Here is a 25,659-nt window from a genome sequence, read left to right on the forward strand (position 1 = left end):
AATCAATCCTCACCCTCGGGTGGGGATTTTTTATTGGACGAAAGCTAGAAATGGGTTCGCCGATCGAGGGGGGTATTGCGGTACCATATTCCAGTCAAGCCACCGTATCTACTGGATAGGAAACAGGAAAATGCAATTTATCCCCAATGGCCCCGATATTCCCAATGAGCTGCTGCATGCCCATGAAGAGGGACGTGTGTTGTTTTTTTGTGGGGCGGGCATTTCCTATCCAGCGGGTTTGCCTGGATTCGGTGAGCTCGTTATTAGGATGTCAAAGCATGCAGGCGAGCTATTAGATAGGTCTGAGCAAGACATGGTCACACAGGGTGGACTTGATCGCGCAATCGGACATTATGAGAAGCGCATTCAAGGCGGGAGAGCTGCGGTACGTCGTGGTTTACCATCCTGCCTGACTGCTGATTTATCAAAGCCACGAGCTCTCACTACTCATCTTGCTTTGCTGACTCTTGGCAAGGATAAAAAAGATAACCTGAAACTCGTTACCACTAACTTCGATACCTTGTTTGAAAAGGCGGGGAAATCACCGATAACCATTCATCAGGCCCCACCCTCCCGATCCCGTTGGAATGGAGTGGTGCATTTGCACGGACGTATGCCAGATTCAGCCTCAGAAGAAGACCTTGATCAGCTGATCTTGTCTGATGGCGATTTTGGACAGGCATATCTTACTGAAGGTTGGGCAGCTCGGTTTGTCGCTGGCCTATTCAGAGATTACACACTCTGTTTTGTCGGTTACAGCATTGATGATCCTGTATTGCGATATATGACCGCCGCCCATGCATTGGATGGTTCACGGAAGATTTTTGCTTTTGCATCCTATAAACGTGATGAATTGGATATCACGAAGCAGAAATGGCAAGACAAACATGTCATCCCCATTATGTATGACGATGTAAATTATCATCGCATGTTACATCAGACTTTGCATGTATGGGCATCTATATATCGTGATGGTGTAAGGGGCAAGGAGCGATTAGTTGCTCGGTATGCATATAAGCAACCCAATCAGAGTTCGTCACAAAACGACTTTGTTAGTCGAATGCGATGGGCTTTAGCCGATCCATCAGGCTTGCCCGCCAAATGCTTTGCCCAGCTTAATCCGACTCCATCACTGGACTGGCTTGATGTATTTACCAGCAAATGTTTTGGTCACAATGATTTAACATGTTTTGGTGTGCAACCGCAGGGTAAAATAAATGAAAGCTTGAGCTTTAGCTTGCTACAACATCCTGCTTCCTATATGTCTGCGCCAGCCATGAGTGTGGTTACAAATGGCTTGTCAGGCGATTGGGATGAAGTGATGCCACCTTTGGCATATTGGCTTACTCGCCACTTGGGGAACCCAAAATTACTACTTTGGGTTGTCTCAAATGGAGGTCAATTGCATAGACGATGGCGGAGGTTAGTGGAAAATGCCTTATCCCGCTTTGATTCAATGATGTGTGACGGTCAGTTTATCGAAATTGACGAAGTCAAGGATCAGTCACAGTATGCAATTCCAGACCCTATGATGCGCACCTTGTGGCGTCTGTTGCTGCTTGGTCGGATAAAGTGTTCAGATTGTGATAGAAATATTTTTCAGTGGATGTCGCGCTTGGGAAGAGAACCATCAAATGTGATGTTACGTTTGGAATTGCGGGAGTTACTTGCGCCTAAAATAGCGTTGAGAAAACCATATAATTTAAGTAGTAACAAAACGGACCAAGAACCAATAAATGTTCGGGAGCGGGTAGATTGGGAACTCGTGCTTGCCGCAGATAATGTGAGGTATGCGATTTCACATGATGTAAATAATCAACAATGGAAAACAGCCTTACCTTATTTTCTGGACGAACTCCAACAACTGCTCTGCGATGCACTGGATCTGCAGCGTGAACTGAATGATGCCAGCGAGTATCGAGACTTTTCTTATTTGGCACTGCCTTCCATTGCTCTATATGACTCCCATAGTGGTCATTATGACTGGCTTGTTCTTGTTGAATTACTGCGCGAAGCTTGGTTAATGGTACTGAAAAGTGATCGAGTACAAGCAATCAATATTGCGCAATCTTGGTTCTCTTTACCTTATCCCCTCTTTAAACGTTTTGCCTTATTTGCAGCCAGCCAGGATGACTGCATCTCATCTGAACTGTGGTCGGAATGGCTACGCTCTGATAATGGACGGTGGCTTTGGGCCAGAGATACTGAACCCGAGCTCTTCAACCTATTTGAAACGCAAGGACTGTTACTGACAGGAAATGCTCAAGCACAGCTGGAAGCGGCTATTTTGGCTGGGCCACCATCTGAGTTGGAATCAACACGAATATATATAGAACACTCCATTTGGCAGCTATTGGCAAAGTTGAATGATTCAGGGCTTGTGTTGGGAAAAGAGGCAGCAGAACACTTCGCCATACTATCCAACCTTCATCCCGAATGGGGGGCAGAGGAAAGTAACGGCTTCGCTAGTGATCGCGGAGATGATGATATTGTTCCCCGAAAGCGTAAGTTATTGGTCGACTGGATGAAGCAACAATCATCTGGAAGGATGGATTCTTATCGAGATGGATGGCGTGATGTGTGCCGTACCCGTTTCTTTCACACCCTGCTAGCCCTGTATGACCTTTCGCAAGAGGGGGAGTGGCCTGTCGACCGATGGCGAGTCGCTCTGCAATGTTGGTCTGATGAAAAAATGCTGCTTCGTTCATGGCGATTCGTTGCTCCATTAGTGCTAACAATGCCCGAGCCTGTGTTGCTACAAATAATCCATGCAGTAACTTGGTGGATAGAGAGGGCAAGCACCCAAGAGCATAACGACAAATCCATCATTGCCATTTGTCGTCGTATATTGGTGCTTCCAATGGAGGTCGATGCTGGGAGTCGTACCATTCGTAATGGAATTGAGGTTGATGATCCACTTGGTTCTGCCATTAACCATCCCGTTGGGCATATTACTCAAGCATTATTGAACGAGTGGTTTAAACAGCAGCTGAACGATAATGACGGACTGCCTGCCGATTTGGCTCCAATATTTACAGAGTTATGTGATACCACTGTTGCGGTATTTCGTCATGGTCGCATAGTACTCTGTTCTCGATTGATTACATTTTTCCGTGTGGATCAAGAATGGACGACTCAAATCCTGTTGCCTCTGCTTGATTGGGAGAATCAAGCTGATGCCAATGCATATTGGCAGGGTTTTCTCTGGTCACCCCGTCGTTACCTTCCTTTATTAATGGCCTTTAAACCTCATTTGCTCGCCTGTGCTGGCCATTACAATCAACTGGGCGAACACAGTCAGCAATTCGCAACATTTATGACGTATGTCGCCTTGGCACAAGCTGATGGTTATAAACCAGAAGAGTTCCGTGCAGCGATTGAAGTGATGCCACCTGAGGGATTCCAAAGTGTTTTTCATGCACTGGTTCAAGCGCTTGATGGCGCGGGTGAGCAGCGTGAGGAGTACTGGATAAACCGAGCCAAGCCTTTTTGGCAAAATATCTGGCCTAAATCTAACGCATTCTTCACGAGTACAATCGCTGAAACTTTGGCCAGATTGGTCATTGCCGCTCGCGGTGAGTTTCCGGATGCATTAGCGACAGTTCATGCTGGATTACAGCCGATTCAAAACACTCATTACGTTATACACCTTTTGCATCAATCAGGCTTATGCAAACAATTCCCTACACATGCATTGTCTTTGCTGAACGCTATTATCGCTGAGCCGCAGTGGGTATCAGACGAGTTGGGTTTATGTCTGACAGCGATTGTGCAAAGCGATCCGCTTCTTGAGGAAAATCGTGATTACCAGAGGCTTCTCGGTGTCGTCCGGATAAAGACATTGTGAGTGATACGCACCGGGGGATTGCAGCGTAACGAATTGAAAAGGCAGCGGCTAATACCGCTGCCTTTTTTGATCACCAGATAGGCTGGGTCAGGTAGGGGTTGCTCGCCTTCTCGCGACCGAAGGTGGAGCTGGGGCCGTGGCCTGGGATAAAGATGATCTCGTCCCCCAGCGGCAGCAGGGTCTCGGTGATCGACTTGATCAGCGCACCGTGATCGCCACGGGGGAAGTCGGTGCGGCCGATGCTGCCGGCAAAGAGCACATCGCCAACCCAGGCGAGTTTTTCGGCTTGGTTCAGCAGCACGATATGGCCCGGGGTGTGGCCGGGGCAGAAGTAGACATCCAGCTCGCACTGGCCAACCTGCACCTTGTCACCCTGCTCCAGCCAGCGATCCGGCGTGAACGCGGGGGTATGGGCGAAGCCGAACATCTGGCTCTGCTGGGGCAGCATGTCGAGCCAGAAGGCGTCCTCCTTGTGGGGGCCGGTAATGGCGACGCCGGTCTTTTCCCGCAGCTCGGCGGCTGCACCTACGTGATCCAGATGACCGTGGGTCAGCAGGATATGAGTCAGGGTCAGGCCGCGCTTGGCGATAGCAGCCAGCAGTTTGTCCGCTTCGCCGCCCGGATCGATCAGGGCGGCCTGATGGGTCTCGTCACACCAGATGAGGGAGCAGTTCTGGGCGAACTGGGTGACCGGGATCACCTCGAATTTCAACATAGAGTTCCTCTCTTGGGATGGGTCAGCCGCGCAGCGCGCTGGCATGCTGCTCGGCGAAATAGTCGAGACAGGCCTGTTTGTCACCGCGGAATACGATGCGCTCCTGCTTGTTGCCAAGCTGATAGAGATACATGGGGTCGTAGTAGCGGGTCAGCAGCAAGGTGATCCAGGCCAGATGCAGCTCGGTATCACCGCTCTTTTCCTGCTCGGTGAGAGCGGTCTGCATCAGGGCATCCAGCTCGCGGTGGGCCTGATCGCCGAGGCGGCGCTTGAGGCGGGCCAACGCATCGGTGAGGTAGGCGGCAAACAGCGGCCATCCCTCTTCTTGGCCATACATGGCTTGATAGCGCAGCCAGAGATCGTGCACGTAATCTTCGCGGATCTGCTCGGCGCGATCGATCTGCGGTACATCTACCACCACCAGCGGTGCCTGACTCATGGCCTCATGGAGGGAGAGGGGCAGGCAGCAGCGGCCGATCAGGCGACTCTCATCTTCCACCACGAAGGCATGCTCGCCCTGATGGCGGCGTTTGAGCAGCTCGATGGCGAGGTTGTTTTCAAAATTGATGTTGCTGGGCTGGCCGCCGGGCAGCTGACCAAACGACGAGCCCCTGTGATGGGCGTGTCCTTCCAGATCGAGCGCCTGGGCCACGTGGTCAAGCATATGGGTCTTGCCGGAGCCGGTCATGCCGGTCAGCACAGTCCAGTGGCACTCGGCAGAGGCCTTGTCCTGGGTGTCGATCAGGAAGCGGCGCAGCTCCTTGTAGCCACCGGCGACGCGGGGGCTAGTGACCCCCGCATCAGCCAGCCACTGTTGTACGGTTTGCGAGCGCAGGCCGCCGCGAAAGCAGTAGAGCAGGGCATCGGGCTGCTTGCGCAACTGCGCCAGCCAGCCTTCGATACGTTCGGCACGCACTGCTCCCCCCACCAGCTTGTGTCCAAGCTCAATGGCGGCGGCCTGACCCTGCTTCTTGAAGCAGGTCCCCACCTGGGCGCGCTCATCGTCTGTCATCAAGGGCAGGCTGGTCGAGCAGGGGAAGGCCCCCTCCTTGAACTCGATGGGGGCGCGCACATCAATCAACGGCACATCGCCTAAAAAAATCTGGGCGTAGTCCGTGGCCAGTGGCAATTCATTCATTGGACAATCTCGATAAAGCGGGAGCCCTCAAGGGGCTTGATCTGGCCGATGGGCGAGAGTTCTAGCCCAGCTTCGCGCGCGATGGCGAGCAGCTCGGCTTCGCTCTCTTTACCCACTGCGACCAGCAGGCCGCCGCTGGTTTGCGGGTCGCACATGATGTTGCGGGTGCGATCGTCCATGGCATCCAGCTTGTGGCCGTAGGAGTCGTGGTTGCGCAGGGTACCGCCCGGTACGCAGCCCTCGGCGAGGTAGTAATCCACCTCATCCAGCAGCGGCAGCGCCTTGAAGTCGAGACGGGCACTGACGCCAGATCCTTCACACATCTCCAGCAGATGGCCCGCCAGACCAAAACCGGTGACGTCGGTCATGGCGTGCACACCCGGCAGCTCGGCAAAACGCTGGCCAATCTTGTTGAGAGTGCACATGGCGTTGGGGGCCAGTTGCTCGTGTTCAGGCTTGAGCTTGCCCTTCTTCTGGGCGGTGGTGAGGATACCGATACCGAGGGGCTTGGTCAGATAGAGGGTGTCACCTACCTTGGCGGTGTCGTTCTGCTTGATGGCATCAAGGGGCACGATACCGGTTACCGCGAGGCCGAAGATGGGCTCGGGGGCATCGATACTGTGGCCACCGGCCAGCGAAATGCCCGCTTCGTGGCACACCTGACGGCCGCCGTCGATCACCTGCTGGGCCACTTCCGGCGCCAGGGTATTGATGGGCCAGCCGAGGATGGCGATGGCAACGATAGGCTTGCCGCCCATGGCGTAGATATCGCTGATGGCATTGGTGGCGGCGATGCGGCCAAAGGTGAAGGGGTCATCGACGATGGGCATGAAGAAGTCGGTGGTGGAGACAATGCCCTGACCGTTGCCGATATCGACCACGGCCGCGTCATCCTTGCTGCTGTTGCCAACGATCAGGGTCGGGTCGTTGAAGCCCGGGATCTGGCTCTTGAGGATGGTGTCGAGTACCTTGGGAGAGATTTTGCAGCCGCAGCCAGCGCCGTGGCTGTATTGGGTCAGACGAATGGAAGACATACTTACCCCTTGTTTGTGCACCGTGTGCAGAGGCTCTGCGGGAGCCATCTTGGTCAATGCGCGGCCATCTACCGTCATGTAAAGAGCCGCAAAAATAGGTGGCCTTGGCTGCTTCTGGAAGCAGTGATGTCAGGCAGTCACGCAGGGCTGCCGGGTAGGACGGGGAAGAAGAGGCGACAGATGCGCCAACACAGCCCCGCCAAGGGCCACAGGACAGGGCATTATGCCATAAATGCCCCCTCCGGTTCGAACAGGAATTCACACAAAGCGAAGGGGATTGGCGGGTGAAAGGTAAGGGAGGAGGGCGCTGGCATGAGCCGCTCAGTTATCGGCAGGGGTGAAGAGAAATCGTGGACTTGCCCCGCAGAGGTTGGCTTAACCTCTGCGGGGCAATCAGCTGGCGAAAGCAGATTAGCCGGCTTGCTCCAGCACCGGCTGGCGAGCCTTGCCGAGCCGGCGCAGGCGCCGTTGCAGTGGCCGCTCCAGCAGGTTGTAGCTCAGCGCCGAGAGCCCGATCAGCACTGCCAGCATCAGCAAGGTTGCCACTACCCCCAACAGCGGGTTGGTCTGGCCATACCACCACTCGGTGAGCCCCGGCGCCAGATAGTGGATGAGCGCGCAGCCAGTGAGCAGTACCAGCGCATGGACCAGGTAGATGGAGTAGGAGAGATCCCCCAGCCAGTTGGTGAAGCGGCTATCCAAAAGGCGCAGCAGCGGGCTTTGGCGCTCCCCCTGGGCGGCGGCAATCCAGATCAGCAGCACGTAGGAGCTGATCAGCAGCAGGGTCAGCTGCGGCGTCATGGCGAACTGCATCAGCGCGAAGGGCAGCACAAAGGCGATCAAGAGCGGCAGATCATGCTTCATCATGGGCGAGCCTTTCGCGGCCTTGACCCTTGGCAGCAGCCAGAGGCCGAGCACAAATTCACTTACCCCGCGCCCCACTGCCAGCGCCCCGCTGGTGACATCCAGGGTGCCGCGACTGTGCACGATACAGGCCAGCACCGTCAGCGCCAGCAGGGGGGCGAGATGGCTCCAGCGACTGCGGGTCACTGCCAGCGGAATAAGGAGCGGGAACAGCAGGTAGCTAATCCACTCCACGCTGAGCGACCAGGCGGCGAAGTTCCAGGTCAGCCCGTGATCGGTTACCACCTGCAGCAGCAGGAAGGCGCTTGGCAGCGCCTCGGCCGGGGTGAAGGGCGAACCGAAAGGCGGCATCCCTTCCCACTCCCACATCTTGAACAAGGGGCCGGCATAGAAGCCTACTCCGTGCTGCGCCTTGTAAAGTTCCCAGCCGACCAGCAACAGCAGGGTTACCAAGTAGAGGGGGTAGACGCGGGTCAGCCGCAGCCAGAGAAAGCGGCCATAGCCCACGGTGCGGGGCGTGCGGGTGAAGGCCTCGCCATAGACATGTGCCAGCACCACGCCGCTCAAAATAAAGAACAGATCGACCCAGAGGTAGCCGTTCTCGATGAGTTGGGTGTGGCCTGCGATCGGCTCCATCCACTGGGGAAAGAGCAATAATCGGGCATGGAACAGCACCACCATCAGGGCAGCGATGCCCCGCAGCGGCGTTAACAGCGGCAATGATTGATTCATATCGGGATCCCTTGTGATGTTCAGCTTGGCCTGACATCTATTTTGTTGTTGTGCCGCCCATCAATCCTGACGGGACGGTTGCCCCGGCTCGGCTGCCGCAGGCGGGATCACACTACGGAAAAGAGAGTCATACGGATGTGATTTAAATCATAAATGTGCAGTTATTGTGCAAGAAAATTTAAACAGAGAAGCCGTGGGGCGCTGGCAGCAAAAGAGGAGGAGAGAGAACACCCATAAAGCAAAGAGGGTTGTCATCTGGGCGAGCGTCAGGCTCAGGCCCATACGGCGCGATGCAAAACAATCAGGCCCGCAATGGGCCTGATTGATTACAAGGGAAGATGACGGCCGATCAGCGGGCGCGCACCACCAGACCCTTGAGGTAGAAGCCTTCCGGATAGGCGGTACCGATGGGGTGATCGGAGGCCTGGGAGAGCAGCTCCAGGATCTGGGCATCGCGACCGGCATCGAGCGCCGCATCGGCAACGATCTTCTGGAACAGACTCTGCTCCATCAGGCCGGAGCAGGAGTAGGTCAAGAGCACGCCACCCGGTGCCAGCAGCTGGAACGCCAGCATGTTGATGTCCTTGTAGCCGCGGCAGGCACCCAGCAGCTGGGCCTTGCTCTCGGCAAACTTGGGCGGATCCAGCACGATGACATCGAACTTCTCGCCCTTCTCGCGGTATTCACGCAGCAGCTTGAACACGTCGTGACGGACAAACTGGGTGTTGCTGGTATCCAGCCCGTTCAGCTCGGCATTCTGGCGGGCAATATCCAGCGCATTTTGGGAGAGATCGACGTTGACCACTTCCTTGGCGCCACCCTTGAGGGCATAAACGCCAAAACCGCCGGTGTAGCAGAAGCAGTTGAGCACCCGCTTGCCTTCGGTGTACTTGGCGGCAGCCTGACGGTTGTCACGCTGATCCAGATAGAAACCGGTTTTGTGGCCGTTGCGAATATCCACCAGGATCTTGACGCCACCGTTCTCTTCGATGACCACCGGCTCGTTCGGGGTCTCGCCATAGATAACGCCGGTGCGCTCTTTCAGTCCTTCCTTCTTGCGTACCGCCACGTCGGAGCGCTCATAAATGCTGCACTCTGGGTAGAGGGTACGCAGTGCTTGCGTTATCAGCTCACGCTGGAACTCGGCACCGGCAGAGAGGATCTGGCACACCAGAAAATCGGCATAACGGTCGATGGTCAGACCCGGCAGGCCGTCGGATTCGGCGGCGCAGAGGCGATAACCGGTGAGACCCTGACGCTTGATCAGCGGATCGCGAGACTCCTGCGCATATTTGAGACGACGGATAAAGAAGTCGAGATCGACGGTCTCATCCTTGTCGAAGGTCCAGACCCGGGCACGGATTTGGGAACTGCCTGACCAGGCGCCACGGGCGAGCCACTTGCCATCGTTGGCATAGATCTCGACGGTATCGCCGTCAATGGGGTTGCCCTGAACCCGCTCAATCCCCTTGGAGAAGATCCAGGGGTGGCGACGCAGCAGGGATTTTTCGCGGCCTTTGACGAGATAGATGGAAGCGCTCATGGATGTTTGCCGATGGTAGAAAGAAAAGGGGCCACATTCTATGTGGCCCGCAGGTAAAACTCAAACAACCCTGTGTAATGGATGGGGTTGCCCTGATCTGACACCTCATATGGTCAGAGCTTAATCCCCTTGAGTGCCTGGGTCAGTTCGCTGGCGGTGGCTTTCAGCCCCTGCGTGCCAGCTACCGAGGCGCTGGCGGATTCTTCCACCTGCGCCGCTTCATGGCGCACCTGATCCAGATTGTGGGTGATCTCGGCGGCGACCGAGCTTTGCTCTTCGCTCGAGGTAGCGATCTGGGTGCTCATCTCCAGCACCGCATCGCTGTGGTTGCTCAGTTTTTCGATATCGAGCCCCACTTCGCTGATGAGCTGCTGGCTGCTGGCGGCGCGCCCTACAGTCTTTTCCATGATCTCGTTCAGCGCGCCAGTACCGGTCTGCAGCTCTTCGATCATCTGCTGGATCTCCACCGTCGCCTGCTGGGTACGGCTGGCGAGGGTACGCACTTCATCTGCCACCACCGCAAAGCCGCGACCCTGCTCACCGGCACGGGCCGCCTCGATGGCGGCGTTGAGGGCCAACAAGTTGGTCTGCTGGGAGATGGCGTTGATGACGTTGACCACCTCGTTGATGCGGTTGGCATTGTGGGTGAGCCGCTCGACCGCACCGGAGGCGTTGCCAATCTCGTCGGCCAGAGTACGGATCGCTTCGATGGTGCGGGCCACCCGGTTGGCGCCATTGGCTGCCTCTTCGCTCGATTGACGGGTCTGCTGCAGGGTGTCGTTGGCATTGCGCGCTACTTCACGGATCGCTGCCGACATCTGCTCCATGGCGGTGGCCAGTGAATCCATATGCTGGCGCTGGGAACGCGCCATGGTCTCGCCTTCACGGGCATGGTCACGAAACTCGTCGGCGGCCATGGTCAACGCTTCGGCAGACTCTTCCACCAGTTTGACGATCTGGTGCTGGCGGTCGGTAAAGCGGTCGATGCTGCCCGCCAGGGTGGAGAACTCGTCGCGTACCGGGAAGAAGTTGAGACGGAAGGTGAGATCGCCGTCCGCCACGGTTTGCAGCGCCTTGTTGGTGGAGTAAAGCGCTCCGGAGACAAAGGTCATCATGTAGTGGATCACCAGCGCCATCAGGGCGGCCAGCGCGCCGATCAGAAGCAGGGTCGAGCCCTGACCTTCCCACATGGAGAGGTTGCCGGTGTTGAGATCACCGGTGACGTAGCCTGCCTGACCCGCTGGCGCGGTAAAGAGGTAGTGATCTCCTTGCTGCTGCAACCCGCTGCTGCCTTGCCGGGTCAGACGCAGATCAGCAGGCAACACCAGAGTGGGTTGCTGGCTGACCAGCTGCGCCGTGGTCTCGACCCGTTGCTGCAACTGCGCTACCCGCAGGGAGATCTCCTGCTGATGGCTGGCCGCCAGCATATACCAGCTGAGAAAGGCGATGATGAAGAGAGGTAACCAGAACGCGATATGGAATTTTTCACTGATGGTGAGGTGAATGAGATAGCGGTCAACCCACCGGAATTTAACTTCTTTCATAATGGAGCTGCATCCTGCAGAGATAGAGTGTCGGGCACATTATCGTCTCGGGAATTTTTTTCTTAAGCGGAAGGTGTGAGAAATGGGAGAGCAATCGTTTGTCATTCGGGTGTGGGGGCAGGTGCAGGGGGTGGGATTTCGCTATTTCACCCGTGAGCGGGCGCTGCAACTGGGTTTGCGGGGCCATGCCTACAACCTGGAGGATGGTTCGGTGGAGATCCTCATCAGCGGCCCCGCGCAGGAGGTGCAGATGATGCTGGGTTGGCTGGAGCATGGCCCGCGCACCGCCAGAGTGACCCGGATGGAGTATGAGGAGGCGCTGCCGCCCACCGGCCAGGGCTTTCATACCAACTGAAGGGGCGGAGACGAGATGGACGCTGACAAGGAAGGTCTGTTGCTGACTCAGGCAACAAGCTGGGTCGCCCGTTATCAGGAGGCGGCGCGAGCGGTGCGCGAAGAGGCCAGCGAACCGGCCGTGCATGGCTACCGTATCGCGGCGCGCCGCTTGCTGGCGCTGCTCGCCCTGTGGCGGCCACTCACCTATCATCCCGAGCTGGAGCGGCGTCTGTTGCGCTCGGTCGGGCGGCTCTCGGCGCTGCGGGATGCTCAGGTCTACGCCGAGCGTTTTGGCAAGCCGCCTGCCAGCACTGGCAATACTCACAAATCGGCCTGTCGCGTGCCCCTGTTGTCGAGGCGACTGGCCCGCTGGCTCGCGGTGGTGGCGCAGGTGCCGGATGCGCGGGCATTGGCGTTCCTCTATCAGCAGCATCTGGCCCTGCGCCTTGATGAGGCACAGAGCGCTCTCGATGAACCTATTCCCTGTGTTGGGAAATCTGCCAGCTCCCGTCAGCAACAGTTGCGCCGCTGGCATCGGCTGCGCCTCGAGATCAAGCAGGCCCGTTATGGCGTGGAACTGTTGCTGGATCTGGGGAGTGGAGATCCCGGCTGGTTGAGCACCCTGACTCACTGGCAGGAACGACTCGGCCAGTTGCAGGATTGGCGTCAATGGCGGCGGAGGTTGCGAGCAGAGCAGGGGAACACCCGCAAGCAGACGAAACTGCGGCAGCAGTTGAAGCAAAAGATCACTGCCCGTTTGCGTCAATTGGACTGCCAGCAGGCGGAGCTGGTGGCGCTCAAACTGGCGATGCAGGCAGGCCACAACATGAATGACATGCCAAGTCGGCTGGTCAGGTATTCAGAACAAAATGTATCGACCGCGAATCCCGGTTGTGGATAGCCCCGAGACCGCAATCTGCGGAAGTCATCCGCGACCAGCATCTACAGAAACTATCCAAGCCAAATATGTGAGACAAAAAAAGAGAGGCCGTTTGGCCTCTCTTCTCTATCTGGCTGTGGTCGCAGTCAGCGATACGCTTACTTGACGCGCATGCCCGGCTGGGCGCCTTCCTGCGGCTCCAGGATCCAGAGATCCTTGCCGCCCGGGCCTGCAGCCAGCACCATGCCTTCGGACATGCCGAAACGCATCTTGCGCGGCGCCAGGTTGGCCACCATCACGGTCAGCTTGCCTTCCAGATCTTCCGGGTTGTAAGCGGACTTGATACCGGCAAACACCTGACGGGTTTCGCCGCCGATATCCAGTTGCAGCTTGAGCAGCTTCTCGGCTTCCGGTACCGCTTCGGCCTTCTTGATCAGCGCGACGCGCAGGTCAATCTTGGCAAAATCGTCATAGGTGATGGTTTCGCTGATGGGGTCATCAGCCAGCGGGCCGGTCACTTTCGGTGCCTGCTCTTTGGCCAGGTCTTCCTTGGAGGCCTCGATCATGGCTTCAATCTTCGCCGGCTCGATGCGTGAGAAGAGGGCTTTGAACGGTGCCACGGTGTGATCGACCAGCGGCATCTCGATGCCATCCCAGCTGAGGGTTTCGGCCAGGAAGGCTTCGGCACGCTCGGCCAGCAGCGGCATGACGGGCTTGAGGTAGGCCATCAGTACGCGGAACAGGTTGATACCGACGGAGCAAACAGCTTGCAGCTCGGCGTCAGCCCCTTCCTGCTTGGCGATGACCCAAGGAGCCTTGTCATCCACATAGCGGTTGGCCTTGTCGGCCAGCGCCATGATTTCGCGGATGGCACGGCTGAACTCGCGGCTTTCATAAGCCTCGGCAATGGCGGTGCGGGCATTGGCAAACTCGGCGTAGAGCTCGGGTTCGGCGCAGGTTGCCGCCAGCTTGCCGCCAAAACGCTTGGCGATAAAGCCGGCGTTGCGGGAGGCGAGGTTAACCAGCTTGTTGACCACGTCAGCGTTGACCCGCTGCACGAAATCTTCGAGGTTCAGGTCCAGATCGTCGATGCGGCTGTTGAGCTTGGCGGCGTAGTAGTAACGCAGGCACTCCGGATCCAGGTGGTTCAGGTAGGTGGATGCCTTGATAAAGGTGCCCTTGGACTTGGACATCTTGGCGCCGTTGACGGTCACATAGCCGTGTACGTTGACCTTGGTCGGCTTGCGGAAGTTGGCACCTTCCAGCATGGACGGCCAGAACAGGCAGTGGAAGTAGGCGATATCTTTACCGATGAAGTGGTAGAGCTCGGCGTCGGAGTCCGCTTTCCAGTAGCTGTCAAAGTCGATGTCGCCACGCTTGTTGCACAGGTTCTTGAAGGAAGCCATGTAACCGATGGGGGCATCCAGCCAGACGTAGAAGTACTTGCCCGGGGCGCCGGGAATTTCGAAACCGAAGTAGGGGGCGTCGCGGGTGATGTCCCACTGCTGCAGGCCGCTCTCGAACCACTCCTGCATCTTGTTGGCCATCTCTTCCTGAATGGCGCCGGAGCCGCGCACCCACTCAGAGAGCCATTTTTCAAACTGTGGCAGGTCGAAGAAGAAGTGCTCGGAGTCCTTCATTACCGGAGTCGCGCCGGAGACGGCAGATTTCGGATCGATCAGCTCGGTTGGGCTGTAGGTGGCGCCGCAGCTGTCGCAGTTGTCGCCATACTGCTCCGGAGATTTGCACTTGGGGCAGGTCCCCTTGACGAAACGATCCGGCAGGAACATGGATTTTTCCGGATCGAACAGCTGGGAGATGGTGCGGCTCTTGATAAAACCACCATTTTTCAGGCGGCCATAGATCAGCTCCGCCAGCTCACGGTTCTCGTCGCTGTGGGTAGAGTGATAGTTGTCAAAGCTGATGTTGAACCCGGCGAAATCGGCCTGGTGCTCCTTGGAGACCGCGGCAATCATCTCTTCCGGGGTGATCCCCATCTGCTGTGCCTTGAGCATGATCGGGGTGCCGTGGGCATCATCGGCACAGATGAAGTGCACCTGATGGCCGCGCATTCGCTGATAACGAACCCAGATATCGGCCTGGATATGTTCCAGCATGTGGCCAAGATGGATGGAGCCATTGGCATAGGGGAGGGCGCAGGTTACCAGCATTTTACGAGGATCAGTTGCCATATTACGTTCTTGATGTGCTTGTTGGGATGATAGAGTGCCGTGCATGTTACCCGAATTGGGGGTAGCCTGCCTAGGGTTGTGGCTATGCCAACCTTGGCAGCACCTGCCGTTATGATGGCAGGCAAGCCACTGATTTGTGTGCGGTAACCGTTCACCTCAAGATAATGACAAGATAATGAGGAGTTAATGGTGATTGATTCAGTAAAACAGATCCTCGCCGAATTTAAGCCAGCAGGCTGGCACAAGGATCTGGTGGATGCCGGATTCGTTCGCGAGATCATCAATCAGGGTCAGGGGCTTACTATCCGGCTGGTCTTGCCGTTTGCCGGTCTCTCGCTGCTCGATCAGCTCAAAGAGAACTACGATGCCAGGCTGCGTAGTGCCACCGGCGCTGCCCGTATCGACTGGGCATTGGAGATTGACGTCGCCAGCATGCCGCGGGCGCAGGGCCTCAATGCCGTGCAGGGCATTCGCAACATCATCGTGGTTGCTTCCGGCAAGGGCGGGGTAGGCAAGTCCACCACCGCAGTCAATCTGGCGCTGGCGCTGCAAAAAGAGGGGGCGCGGGTCGCTATTCTCGATGCCGATATCTATGGCCCTTCCATTCCCACAATGATGGGCACCCTCAAGGAGCGCCCGGTCAGCCATGACGGCAAGCTGATGGAGCCGGTGATGGCCTGCGGCCTCAAGAGCAACAGCATCGGCTATCTGGTCTCCGAGCAGGATGCCACCATCTGGCGTGGCCCGATGGCGAGCAAGGCGCTGGCGCAGATCCTCCATGAGACCCGCTGGGGCGAGGTGGATTATCTGGTGGTAGACATGCCGCCGGGCACTGGCGATATCCAGCTCACTATGGCTCAGCAGGTGCCTACCTCGGCGGCAGTGATCGTCACCACCCCGCAGGATGTGGCGCTGGCCGATGCCCGCAAGGGGATCGCCATGTTCAACAAGGTCAATGTGCCAGTGCTCGGTATTATCGAGAACATGAGCTACCACGTCTGCAGCGCCTGTGGTCATCATGAGCCGCTGTTTGGTACCGGTGGCGGCCAGAAGATGGCAGAGCAGTATCAAGTGGCACTGCTTGGTCAATTACCGCTGCACATCGATATCCGCCAACACATGGATGATGGCTGTCCGACGGTGTTCGGCGCACCGGAAGGAAGCCTGGCTCAGGCCTATTTGAAGCTGGCGCGCAGGGTAGGGGCTGAACTCTTTTTCAGCGCAAAACCGATTGCGACCCCCCTCTATGCCATGGCGCTGGATGAATAATCGGCGGTCGGTCACTTGAAAGGGAATTGAGGGTGGGCATGACCCACCCTTTTTTATATAATGGATCGGTTTAAACCATCCCCACTGCTCTTCTCTTTTAGGTATTTGTCATGTCTGATACTCAACATTCGTGTGTGATCATCGGTATTGCGGGCGCATCTGCGTCTGGCAAAAGTCTTATAGCCCAGACCATTTATGAAGAGCTGGTGGCCGAACTGGGCGCAGGTCAGATTGGTGTGATCACCGAAGATTGCTACTACCGTGATCAGACCCACCTGACCATGGAAGAGCGGGTCAAGACCAACTATGACCACCCCAATGCCTTGGATCACGACTTGCTGGTACAGCACCTGAGCCAGCTGGTCAAAGGTGACGCGGTAGCCATTCCCCAGTACTCCTACACCGAACACACCCGGATGAGCGAAGTGACCCCGTTTGCGCCGCGCCGGGTGATCATTCTGGAAGGGATCCTGCTGCTGACCGACAGCCGTCTGCGGGATCTGATGGATGCCTCCATCTTCATGGACACCCCGCTCGACATCTGCCTGCTGCGCCGTCTGGTGCGTGATGTGCAGGAACGTGGCCGTACCATGGACTCCGTGCTCAAGCAGTATCAGAAGACGGTGCGTCCGATGTTCCTGCAGTTTATCGAGCCGTCCAAACAGTATGCCGATGTGATCGTGCCCCGTGGTGGCAAGAACCGCATCGCCATCGACATGCTCAAGGCGCGTATTCGCCACATGTTGATTGGTTAAGATGAAACAAGCCGGGTGATGCCCGGCTTTTTTAAAAGCACAATTTGTCAGGAGAGTCGCCCAATGCGTCTGTGTGATACCGATATTGAACGCCATCTGGATGAAGGCAAGATCGTCATTGAGCCACGGCCCGGGGTAGAGCGGATCAGTGGTGTCAGTGTCGATGTGCTGCTGGGTAACGAGTTTCGGGTGTTTCGCGATCATACCGCGCCCTATATCGACCTGAGCGGCCCGAGCAGCGAGATGGCCGATGCCATCGATCGGGTGATGAGTGACGAGATCCACATCCCCGATGGTGAAGCCTTCTACCTTCACCCGGGTCAGCTGGCGCTGGCGGTGACCTACGAATCCGTCACCTTGCCTGCCGATATCGTCGGCTGGCTGGATGGCCGTTCTTCATTGGCGCGCCTGGGTCTGATGGTGCACGTGACCGCGCACCGCATCGATCCGGGTTGGTCCGGTCGCATCGTGCTGGAGTTCTACAACGGCGGCAAACTGCCGCTGGCGCTGCGCCCGAAGATGAAGATCGGCGCCTTAAACTTCGAGATGCTCTCCGGTGTCGCGGCCCGTCCCTACAACAAGCGGGAAAATGCCAAGTACAAGAGCCAGCAGGGCGCTGTTGCCAGCCGTATCAATCAGGACTGATGACAGGCCGCATAGCAACGATTCAAGGGAGCACAAGGTGCTCCCTTTTTGCATCTGGAATCAAACGGATATGGGGTTGATGGTGCTGGTCGGATGAGATTAGTGGGGCAGGGACGTTTTATCACCACTTTCGCTCGTTTTTCTGTCATAAAAACGTCATAAAAATGAAATTATTGGCTTAATTGTCAGCTATTTTTGCCCTTTCCCGCAATCATTGGTGGCTTTAATTAATCGATGGCAAGCCGCATGATGACTGGCTCTAGGATATTTTTTTCCAAAAAGCTCTTTTTTTTTATGGCTGAAATATTTCAATGGTGGCTATGGTGTTGGCCGCCATCTGGCATAATCCGCCGCAACTCATAAACAGGCTTTTTTTTATGTTTGAAATGTTTAGTGGTTTGGGTTTGTGGTGGTCAATCGGTTTGGTATTGGCCGTTTTTTTTGTGCTTGCCTATGAATTTATCAACGGCTTTCACGATACCGCCAACGCGGTAGCAACGGTTATCTATACCAAGGCGATGCCAGCTCACCTGGCGGTCGTTGCATCGGGGATCTTCAACTTTTTTGGCGTCATGTTCGGCGGTCTGGGTGTGGCCTATGCCATTGTCCATCTGCTGCCCATCGACTTGCTGCTTGGGATGGACTCCACCCAAGGGTTGATCATGGTCTTCTCCTTGCTGTTTTCCGCCATCGTGTGGAACCTGGGCACCTGGTTCTTCGGGATCCCGGCCTCCAGTTCACATACCTTGATCGGTTCCATTCTGGGGGTAGGCGGCGCCTATGCCTGGATCACCCATAAACCGGTGACAGAAGGGATCAACGTGGGCAAAGCGATCGACATCATGCTTTCCCTCATCATTTCTCCCACCATCGGCTTCATCATCGCGGCACTGCTGCTGCTGGCGATGAAGCGCATCTGGACCAGCAACAAGATCCACAAAACGCCGGAAGAGCGCCAGCTGGTCGATGGCAAGAAGCACCCGCCGTTTTGGGCGCGTCTGACCCTGGTGGCCTCGGCCATGGGCGTCAGCTTCGTTCACGGCTCCAACGATGGCCAGAAGGGCATCGGTCTGGTGATGCTGGTGCTGATCTGTATGGCGCCCGCCTATTTCGCGCTGGACATGAACAGCCGCTCTTATGACCTGGATCGGACCCAGGATGCCAACCAGCGCATCATGGAGATCTACCAGCGCAACCAGTCCGCCCTCTCTGGTGTCATCAACTTCTCTGCACCGGCAACGGCTCAGGAAGAGCTGATGACCCACTGCTCCGCCGATGGCGTGCTGCAGGCGATGGCCACCCTGGATGCCCGTCTGGGTGCCGTGCGTACTTATGATCAGATGAGCCTGACTGACCGCCGCGAAGTGCGTCGTCTGCTGCTCTGTATTGATGACACCGCCCGCAAGGCTGCCAAGCTGCCGCTGCCAGCCAAGGAGCTGACCGATCTGGCCAAATGGCGCAAGGATCTGACCGCGACCGCTGAATACGCACCGACCTGGGTGATCGTCTCCATCGCGCTGGCGCTGGGTTGCGGCACCATGGTGGGCTGGCGTCGTATCGTCCATACCGTGGGCGAGAAGATCGGCACCACCGGCATGACCTACAGCCAAGGCATTGCGGCCCAGATCACTGCTGCTACCTCCATCGGGGTTGCCAGTCTGACCGGTATGCCGGTGTCCACCACCCACATCCTCTCTTCTGCGGTGGCGGGTACCATGGTAGCCAACAAATCCGGCCTGCAGAGCCAGACCATCAAGACCATTCTGATGGCCTGGGTGCTGACCCTGCCGCTGACCATGTTGCTCTCCGGTGGCCTGTTCATCGTCAGCCACCATCTGTTTGGCTAAATGCCAATACCATATTCGATAAAGGGCCTGCGGGCCCTTTTTTGTGTTTCCTGTCCTCTCCTGAATATGGTTTACACCTTTCCCCCCAATAAATGAACAGTCCTATGGGATAAGGTGTGAAACGGACACCGCGCGATGACTCGCTGACGTTTAAACTGGCGTTGGTCGAACAGATTGAAAAAGGCGAGCTCAGCTGCCTGCAAGCACAAGCCCGATATGGCATTCAGGGCAATTCGACCATTCTGGTGTGGTTTGCGTAAACATGGTTGGCAAGATTGGAGCCTGAGGTATCTGTACCCGCCGGCAATAGCATCACCATGCCTGACCCCGACAAACAGACGCACCAACAATGTATCAAAGAGCTCGAGCAGCTGGCGCTGATAAGCCTGAAGGCCCAAGTCGTCGATGTGCTGAAGAACGACTAGGCGTTTCCATCGTAAAAAAGCGACCCGATAAGTCCTCTCGCAGCGGCAGGTCGAGAGACTGACCATTGTCAGGGCTTGCCTGTTTCTGGGAATAAGCCGGCAGGCTTTCTACAAGCGCAATCGGGTTGCGGACGGACATCTAAGCTCAGGGGCTGCAGGTGGTGCGATTTGTGCGTCAGGTTCGGCTGCGACAACTGCAGGTCGGCACTAGCAAGCTGCATTATCTGCTTCAGGGTCAGGATGATGCCTAGTTCAAGGTCGGGCGGGACAGGCTGTTTCGGATATTGGCCGAGTACCGCTACTGGTGCAGCCCAGTCTAGGGTTTCCTCGTCGCGCAGTAATGCCGATTAATCCCTGTTTGTATTGTGTATGCACTGAGCGATGCTTTGCTGTTATATGCCAACAGACTAGAAATCGAATATCATTTTTAACGAGTCGGAAGATAGAATGAAAATCTTGAGCCGGTTTAGCAAACCTTTACGACACAGACACAGTTTGCTGTCGCCAAGCTCCCAGTTCAAACAGAGGAGGGAGTCATGAGCCAGTCTGTGGCTTGGTCAATGCCATGCGGCGTATCGGTAGCGGATTTGTTTGTCCATATCCGAGGTATTACTGACCGGAGTCGGGTGTTCAAGAGGATATTTGCATTAGGTTCCTCATCCAAACTCCTTATCGATGAAGCTCGAGCAATCTATGTCATGAAGATAAAAAAAGAGCCACACAATGGTGTGGCTCTCGATTTAGTCGTTACCGGTGGATATCAGGGGCGGCCGGCCGGGCAGGTGGCCACGTTGACGGCGGCAGTGCTGCCACCGTGACGACCTGATGTGCTCACTTCGTTGCGTACCAGCGGCGGGTAGTTAACCGGCTCACGAGCAGGCAGGGCAGGGGCTTCGGCGGGGGTTGCCATCGGCGCGGATGCTTTGCGGGCACGAGCCAGCAGGCCAGCTCCGTGAGCTACCTGTTTGGTGACGGCCGGAGTCTCTTCCACCGCAACGGCAGCGACAGGAGTCAGGGCTTCGACAACAGCAGCTGGCATTTCGACTGCAACAGGTACAGCTTCCACGACAGGAGTGTTGACTGCAGGGGCTTCTTCAACAACCGGAGCGGTTTCAACCACGGTTGCGGCAGCCACGTCGACAGCCGGAGCGTCGACAACGGCAACTTCCGGCTCTGCTGCAACCACGACCTCAGCGACAGCTGCAACAACCGGGCTGGCAGCCACATCGGCTTGAGTTGCTTCGACCTGGGCAGCAGCCTGCTCGGCCGCTTCTTCAGCAACGGCTTCGACAACCACATGCTCGGTCAGTGCCGCAGAGGCTTGCAGAGCAGCAGCGACGGCTTCAGCGCTCGGGATGGTAACAACAGGCACTACCGGCTCTTCAACCTGCGCTTTGGCAATATCTGCCTGGGCTGCGGTGGTCAGAGTGGTGGTATCTTGCTGTTCTTCGTCACGCTGGCTGCGGACATCTTCGTTGATGCGCTTGCGGCGCTGACCTTCGATACGCTGGCTGCGCGGAGTGCGGCGTGAACGGCGCTGGCCTTCACTCTGCTCTTCCTGCTCGTTACCCACGGTGGCATCGATCACTTCAGCTTGCGCTGGTACTTCGTCAATCGGCAGGGCAGGGGTGTCAGCAGCGGCGACATCGACGCGGATCTGCTTGCGCAGTTGGCGACGTTCGCGGCGCTCGGCCACTTTCTGCTCTTTCTCCTGACGTGGCTGGACGGCAGTTGCATCAACGCCGTCTACCGCTTCAACAACGACTTCGGCGCGCGGCTCACGGGGAGCACGAGGTTCACGGGCTGGACGTGGCGCACGTTCCTGGCGCGGCTCGCGAGGTTCGCGCTCCTGACGGGGTTCACGTTCCATGCGCTGTTCGCTACGCACCTCACCACGGGCTTCACGCTCCTGACGAGGCTCGCGCTCTTTGCGGGGACGGCGATTGCGGTTTTCACCGGCTTCGCGGTTGCCACCTTCACGCTTCTCGCCAGCTTCCGCATTGTTGCGGTTGCCACGATTGTCATCACGACGAGGACGCTGACCACGGCCACGGCCTTCTTCGCGCTGGTGACGTTGACCCTCTTCTTTGCGTGCTTCACGAGCAGCAGGTTTCTCGGCGGGCGCTTTCACGTCGGCAGGGGCAGCATCGCTGCTGAACAGGCCGGTAATGCCTTTGATCAGCTTGCTGAAGAAGCCGGCTTCGGCAGGGGCCGCAGCAACGGGAGCCGCCGGCTGTTGCGGTGCAACAGGGGCCGGTTGTGCCGGTTGGGCAAAGCCTTGCAGTAGCGGTTGCTCACGCTCGATCACCTGAGCTTGCTTCGGTTGGTAGACCGGCTTGGCAATCTCGGTTTTCAGCTCGTAGCTGGCCGCTTCCGGGATCTCGTTCTGACGAATGCGAGTCACTTCGTAGTGCGGGGTTTCCAGATGCTGGTTCGGAATGATGTAAACACGCACATCATTGCGCTGTTCCAGACTGGCGATGGCGGCACGCTTCTCGTTAAGCAGATAGGCGGCAACATCCACCGGCACCTGGCCGTGAACCTGCTCGGTATTGTCCTTCATGGCCTCTTCTTCGATGAGACGCAGGATGGACAGGGCGAGGGATTCGTTGTCACGGATCACGCCCTGACCCTGGCAACGGGGGCAGATGTGGCTGCTGGACTCGTTGAGGGAAGGGCGCAGACGCTGGCGAGACATCTCCAGCAGACCGAAACGGGAGATCCGGCCCAGCTGGATGCGGGCGCGATCCTGATGAACCGCTTCACGCAGACGGTTTTCTACTTCGCGCTGATGGCGAACCGGGGTCATGTCGATGAAGTCGATTACGATCAGGCCACCCAGGTCGCGCAGACGCAATTGACGGGCAATTTCGTCGGCCGCTTCCAGGTTGGTTTGCAGCGCAGTCTCTTCGATATCGCCGCCCTTGGTGGCGCGGGAGGAGTTGATATCGATGGAGGTCAGCGCTTCGGTCGGATCGATAACGATGCTGCCACCGGAAGGGAGGCGCACTTCACGCTGGAAGGCTGATTCGATCTGGCTCTCAATCTGGAAGTGGTTGAACAGGGCAACTTCACCCTTGTACAGCTTCACGCGGTTGAGGAAATCGGGACGTACCAGCTCGATATGGGCCTTGGCGCGTTCGAAAATCACCGGATTGTCGATCAAAATCTCGCCCACATCGCGACGCAGGTAGTCACGGATGGCACGCACGATGACGTTGCTTTCCTGGTGGATCAGCACCGGCGCAGCGCGCTCCTGAGAGGCCTTGTGGATGGAGTCCCAGTGGTTGAGCAGAACGTTCAAATCCCATTCCAACTCTTCCGGAGACTTGCCCACACCAGCGGTACGCACGATTAGCCCCATGCCTTCCGGCACGGTCAATCCACTCAGGGCTTCTTTCAGTTCAGTCCGCTCATCACCCTCGATGCGGCGGGAGATACCACCGGCACGGGGGTTGTTGGGCATCAGTACCAGGTAGCTACCTGCCAGGCTGATAAAGGTGGTGAGGGCTGCACCCTTGGTGCCTCGCTCTTCCTTGTCGATCTGGACGATAACTTCCTGACCTTCGCGGACCACTTCTTTGATGTTGGGACGACCCTGATAGGAGTAACCGGAGGGGAAGTAATTGCGGGCGATCTCCTTCAACGGCAGGAAACCGTGGCGCTCGGCGCCGTAGTCGACAAAAGCAGCTTCAAGGCTGGGTTCTACGCGGGTGATCTTACCCTTGTAAATGTTCGCTTTCTTCTGCTCGTGTCCCGGACTTTCAATATCCAAATCGTAGAGCTGTTGTCCGTCAACCAGCGCTACGCGCAACTCCTCTTCTTGAGTTGCGTTGATAAGCATTCTTTTCATTGAGTTCTCATTATTGTGTCATTTTGATTTCCTCCATCTGGGTCCTGCCAGCGCCGGCCTCGGGTCTTCAGCATACTGGGGCAACCTCCCGGTTGGGGTATGCATGAGGCGCAAACTAAGGGCGTTCTGGTCATCACTTCTCGAGAAGGAATGAATAAGGATGCCGAAATGGAGACAAATAAACGGTGATGTTTGTGTTCTCCATGCGTTGTACCTCGCACCCGGGAACCGTCATGTTCTTGTATACACGGTGTTTCGGGATTGGGTGGCATACTTTTTGGCCACTTAGTACAAGGCTTGAACACAATGACAAAACCTTGTTTATTATCCCATTTAAACCTCTTTTATAGCAAGGCGCCATTTTTCAACAAACCATGCAGCCAAGGGGCGCGGGCAGTGTTAAAATCCGCGCCATGACACAGATACAACAACAAGTGCAGCTGCTCACCATCGAAGCTGAGCATGACGGGCAGCGCATCGACAATTTTCTCAAGACTCAGCTAAAGGGCGTCCCCAAGAGCCTGATCTATCGCATCCTTCGTAAAGGCGAAGTGCGAGTAAACAAAAAGCGCATCAAACCGGAGTACAAACTCTGCGCAGGTGACGAGGTGCGGGTACCCCCCGTGCGCGTTGCCGAGAAGAATGAGCTGCCTTCAGCCAACCTCGGGGTTATCCAGCGTCTGGAGAGCCAGATCCTGTTCGAAGACGATGCCATGATCGTGTTGAACAAGCCCTCCGGCATGGCCGTACACGGTGGCAGCGGCCTCAGCTTTGGTGTGATTGAAGGGCTACGCGCACTGCGTCCGGAAGCCCGCTTCCTCGAACTGGTTCATCGACTGGATCGTGACACCTCTGGGGTATTGCTGGTTGCCAAGAAGCGCAGCGCCCTGCGCAGCCTGCATGAACAGTTGCGGGTCAAGACCATGCGCAAGCAGTATCTGGCACTGGTACGCGGCAAGTGGCAGGCTCACGTCAAGGTGGTCAATGCGCCGCTGCGCAAAAACGATCTGCAATCCGGTGAACGGGTAGTGCGGGTCAGTGCCGATGGCAAGCCCTCCGAAACCCGGTTCCGTATCGTGCGTCAATTTGCCGAAGCGACTCTGGTCGAGTGCAGCCCCATCACTGGCCGTACCCACCAGATCCGCGTGCACACCCTGCATGCCGGTCACCCGATCGCCTGTGACGATAAGTACGGTGAAGCGGCGTTTGACGATAAAATGCGCAGCCAAGGTCTGAAACGGCTCTTTTTGCATGCCTGGAAGCTCAGCTTCACCCATCCGGCCGATGGTCGCGAAATGCAGGTAGAAGCGCCGCTGGCACCTGAGCTCGACAACTTCCTCAACGGCTTGCCACGTTGATGCAGGATATCCGGCTCGCCATTTTCGATTGGGACGGCACCCTGATGGATTCGGTAGGCCGGATTGTTGCCTGTGTGCAAGGGGCCGCCAGAGATTGTGAGCTGGCGGTACCTGCACCAGCCCAGATCCGGCAGATCATCGGATTGAGCCTCGATGTCGCCATGTCCCGTCTGTTCCCCTTATGCAGTGGCAGTGGCGCCACCAGCGGTGAGCGCCAGATTGCCGCACTCATCGATCGCTATCGTCATCACTATCTGCACGATGCCACCCCCAGCCCGTTGTTTGCCGGGGCAGGGGAGTTGCTGCATGACTGGCGGTCACGAGGGCTGCAACTGGCCGTCGCGACCGGGAAATCACGCCGCGGGCTGGATCGGGTATTGGATGAAACCGGGCTACGCCCGTTGTTTGTGGCTAGCCGAGGGGCCGATGAGGCCCGCTCCAAGCCTGATCCGCTGATGCTTGAGCAGATCCTGGACGAGCTGGGGCTGTCACCCCGGCAGGCGGTAATGATCGGCGACTCTGTTCACGATATGGCGATGGCCGAGGCGATCGCCATGCTGCGTATTGGTGTCACCTGGGGGGTGGATAGCCGCGATGCCCTCAGTCGTCACGGGCCAGTGGCGGTGGTGGATTCTATGGCGGCTCTTCGCGGGCTGTTATAGACGCCTCTCTTTAAGAGACG

The 25,659-nt window shown here is 57.0% G+C and carries 17 protein-coding genes and 1 pseudogene; 10 read left to right on the forward strand and 8 right to left on the reverse strand.

Annotation, left to right across the window (positions count from 1 at the left end; genetic code table 11):
* Nucleotides 1-130 precede the first annotated feature (130 nt).
* A complete protein-coding gene (gene dsr1, locus G5315_RS00445; RefSeq protein WP_421332073.1) occupies nt 131-3,847 on the forward strand; it encodes an anti-phage defense-associated sirtuin Dsr1 in 3,717 nt (1,238 codons plus the stop codon).
* Nucleotides 3,848-3,917: 70 nt separating this feature from the next.
* On the opposite strand, the gene G5315_RS00450 is transcribed toward dsr1, so the two are convergent.
* The 6 genes from G5315_RS00450 to G5315_RS00475 form a co-directional block, all read right to left on the reverse strand.
* Nucleotides 3,918-4,562, reverse strand: coding sequence for an MBL fold metallo-hydrolase (locus G5315_RS00450; protein WP_236319695.1), 645 nt, complete (start codon nt 4,560-4,562; stop codon nt 3,918-3,920).
* A gap of 22 nt (nt 4,563-4,584) precedes the next feature.
* Nucleotides 4,585-5,700 carry a tRNA 2-selenouridine(34) synthase MnmH gene (mnmH, locus tag G5315_RS00455; protein ID WP_421332075.1) on the reverse strand — a complete coding sequence of 372 codons (1,116 nt, stop codon included), beginning with the start codon at nt 5,698-5,700 and terminating at the stop codon, nt 4,585-4,587.
* A complete protein-coding gene (selD, locus tag G5315_RS00460) occupies nt 5,697-6,734 on the reverse strand; it encodes a selenide, water dikinase SelD (protein WP_421332076.1) in 1,038 nt (345 codons plus the stop codon). Before selD ends, mnmH begins: the two co-directional genes overlap by 4 nt.
* 411 nt (nt 6,735-7,145) lie before the next feature.
* Entirely contained in the window at nt 7,146-8,330 is a 1,185-nt protein-coding gene (locus G5315_RS00465) for an acyltransferase family protein (protein ID WP_421332078.1), read from the reverse strand.
* Nucleotides 8,331-8,679: 349 nt separating this feature from the next.
* On the reverse strand, nt 8,680-9,873 hold the full coding sequence (locus tag G5315_RS00470) for a class I SAM-dependent methyltransferase (protein ID WP_005336736.1): 1,194 nt from the start codon (nt 9,871-9,873) through the stop codon (nt 8,680-8,682).
* 113 nt (nt 9,874-9,986) lie between these two features.
* Nucleotides 9,987-11,417: a methyl-accepting chemotaxis protein gene (locus G5315_RS00475; protein WP_421332079.1), complete on the reverse strand. Its 1,431-nt coding sequence runs from the start codon at nt 11,415-11,417 to the stop codon at nt 9,987-9,989.
* Between the two features lie 82 nt (nt 11,418-11,499).
* Here G5315_RS00475 and G5315_RS00480 point away from each other — a divergent pair, with 82 nt between their 5' ends.
* Entirely contained in the window at nt 11,500-11,772 is a 273-nt protein-coding gene (locus G5315_RS00480; RefSeq protein ID WP_005336733.1) for an acylphosphatase, read from the forward strand.
* Nucleotides 11,773-11,787: 15 nt separating this feature from the next.
* A complete protein-coding gene (locus tag G5315_RS00485) occupies nt 11,788-12,654 on the forward strand; it encodes a CHAD domain-containing protein (protein WP_421332081.1) in 867 nt (288 codons plus the stop codon).
* Nucleotides 12,655-12,791: 137 nt separating this feature from the next.
* Here the strand turns inward: G5315_RS00485 and metG are convergent, their stop codons facing one another.
* Nucleotides 12,792-14,825, reverse strand: a complete 2,034-nt coding sequence (gene metG, locus G5315_RS00490; protein ID WP_026034905.1) for a methionine--tRNA ligase — start codon at nt 14,823-14,825, stop codon at nt 12,792-12,794.
* A gap of 186 nt (nt 14,826-15,011) precedes the next feature.
* Between metG and apbC the strand changes: the two genes are divergently transcribed.
* The 5 genes and pseudogenes from apbC to G5315_RS00515 form a co-directional block, all read left to right on the forward strand.
* Nucleotides 15,012-16,094 carry an iron-sulfur cluster carrier protein ApbC gene (gene apbC, locus G5315_RS00495; protein WP_005345574.1) on the forward strand — a complete coding sequence of 361 codons (1,083 nt, stop codon included), beginning with the start codon at nt 15,012-15,014 and terminating at the stop codon, nt 16,092-16,094.
* A gap of 110 nt (nt 16,095-16,204) precedes the next feature.
* A complete protein-coding gene (udk, locus tag G5315_RS00500) occupies nt 16,205-16,849 on the forward strand; it encodes a uridine kinase (protein WP_005345570.1) in 645 nt (214 codons plus the stop codon).
* Nucleotides 16,850-16,912: 63 nt separating this feature from the next.
* Entirely contained in the window at nt 16,913-17,494 is a 582-nt protein-coding gene (gene dcd / locus G5315_RS00505) for a dCTP deaminase (RefSeq protein WP_005336719.1), read from the forward strand.
* A 377-nt stretch (nt 17,495-17,871) separates the two neighbouring features.
* The gene (locus tag G5315_RS00510) at nt 17,872-19,341 is read left to right on the forward strand and encodes an inorganic phosphate transporter (RefSeq protein WP_181224080.1); all 1,470 of its coding nucleotides are present in this window, start codon (nt 17,872-17,874) and stop codon (nt 19,339-19,341) included.
* A 116-nt stretch (nt 19,342-19,457) separates the two neighbouring features.
* Nucleotides 19,458-20,080, forward strand: a pseudogene (locus G5315_RS00515) (IS3 family transposase); the annotation flags it as partial.
* A gap of 446 nt (nt 20,081-20,526) precedes the next feature.
* Here the strand turns inward: G5315_RS00515 and rne are convergent.
* A complete protein-coding gene (gene rne, locus G5315_RS00520; RefSeq protein ID WP_421231006.1) occupies nt 20,527-23,619 on the reverse strand; it encodes a ribonuclease E in 3,093 nt (1,030 codons plus the stop codon).
* Between the two features lie 413 nt (nt 23,620-24,032).
* On the opposite strand from rne, the gene rluC reads away from it, so the two are divergent.
* Entirely contained in the window at nt 24,033-24,977 is a 945-nt protein-coding gene (rluC, locus tag G5315_RS00525; protein ID WP_227342952.1) for a 23S rRNA pseudouridine(955/2504/2580) synthase RluC, read from the forward strand.
* Nucleotides 24,977-25,639, forward strand: coding sequence for an HAD-IA family hydrolase (locus G5315_RS00530; protein WP_227343055.1), 663 nt, complete (start codon nt 24,977-24,979; stop codon nt 25,637-25,639). Before rluC ends, G5315_RS00530 begins: the two co-directional genes overlap by 1 nt.
* Nucleotides 25,640-25,659 lie beyond the last annotated feature (20 nt).

The sequence above is a fragment of the Aeromonas sp. 603607 genome (assembly GCF_049171595.1).
Lineage (GTDB): Bacteria > Pseudomonadota > Gammaproteobacteria > Enterobacterales > Aeromonadaceae > Aeromonas > Aeromonas veronii.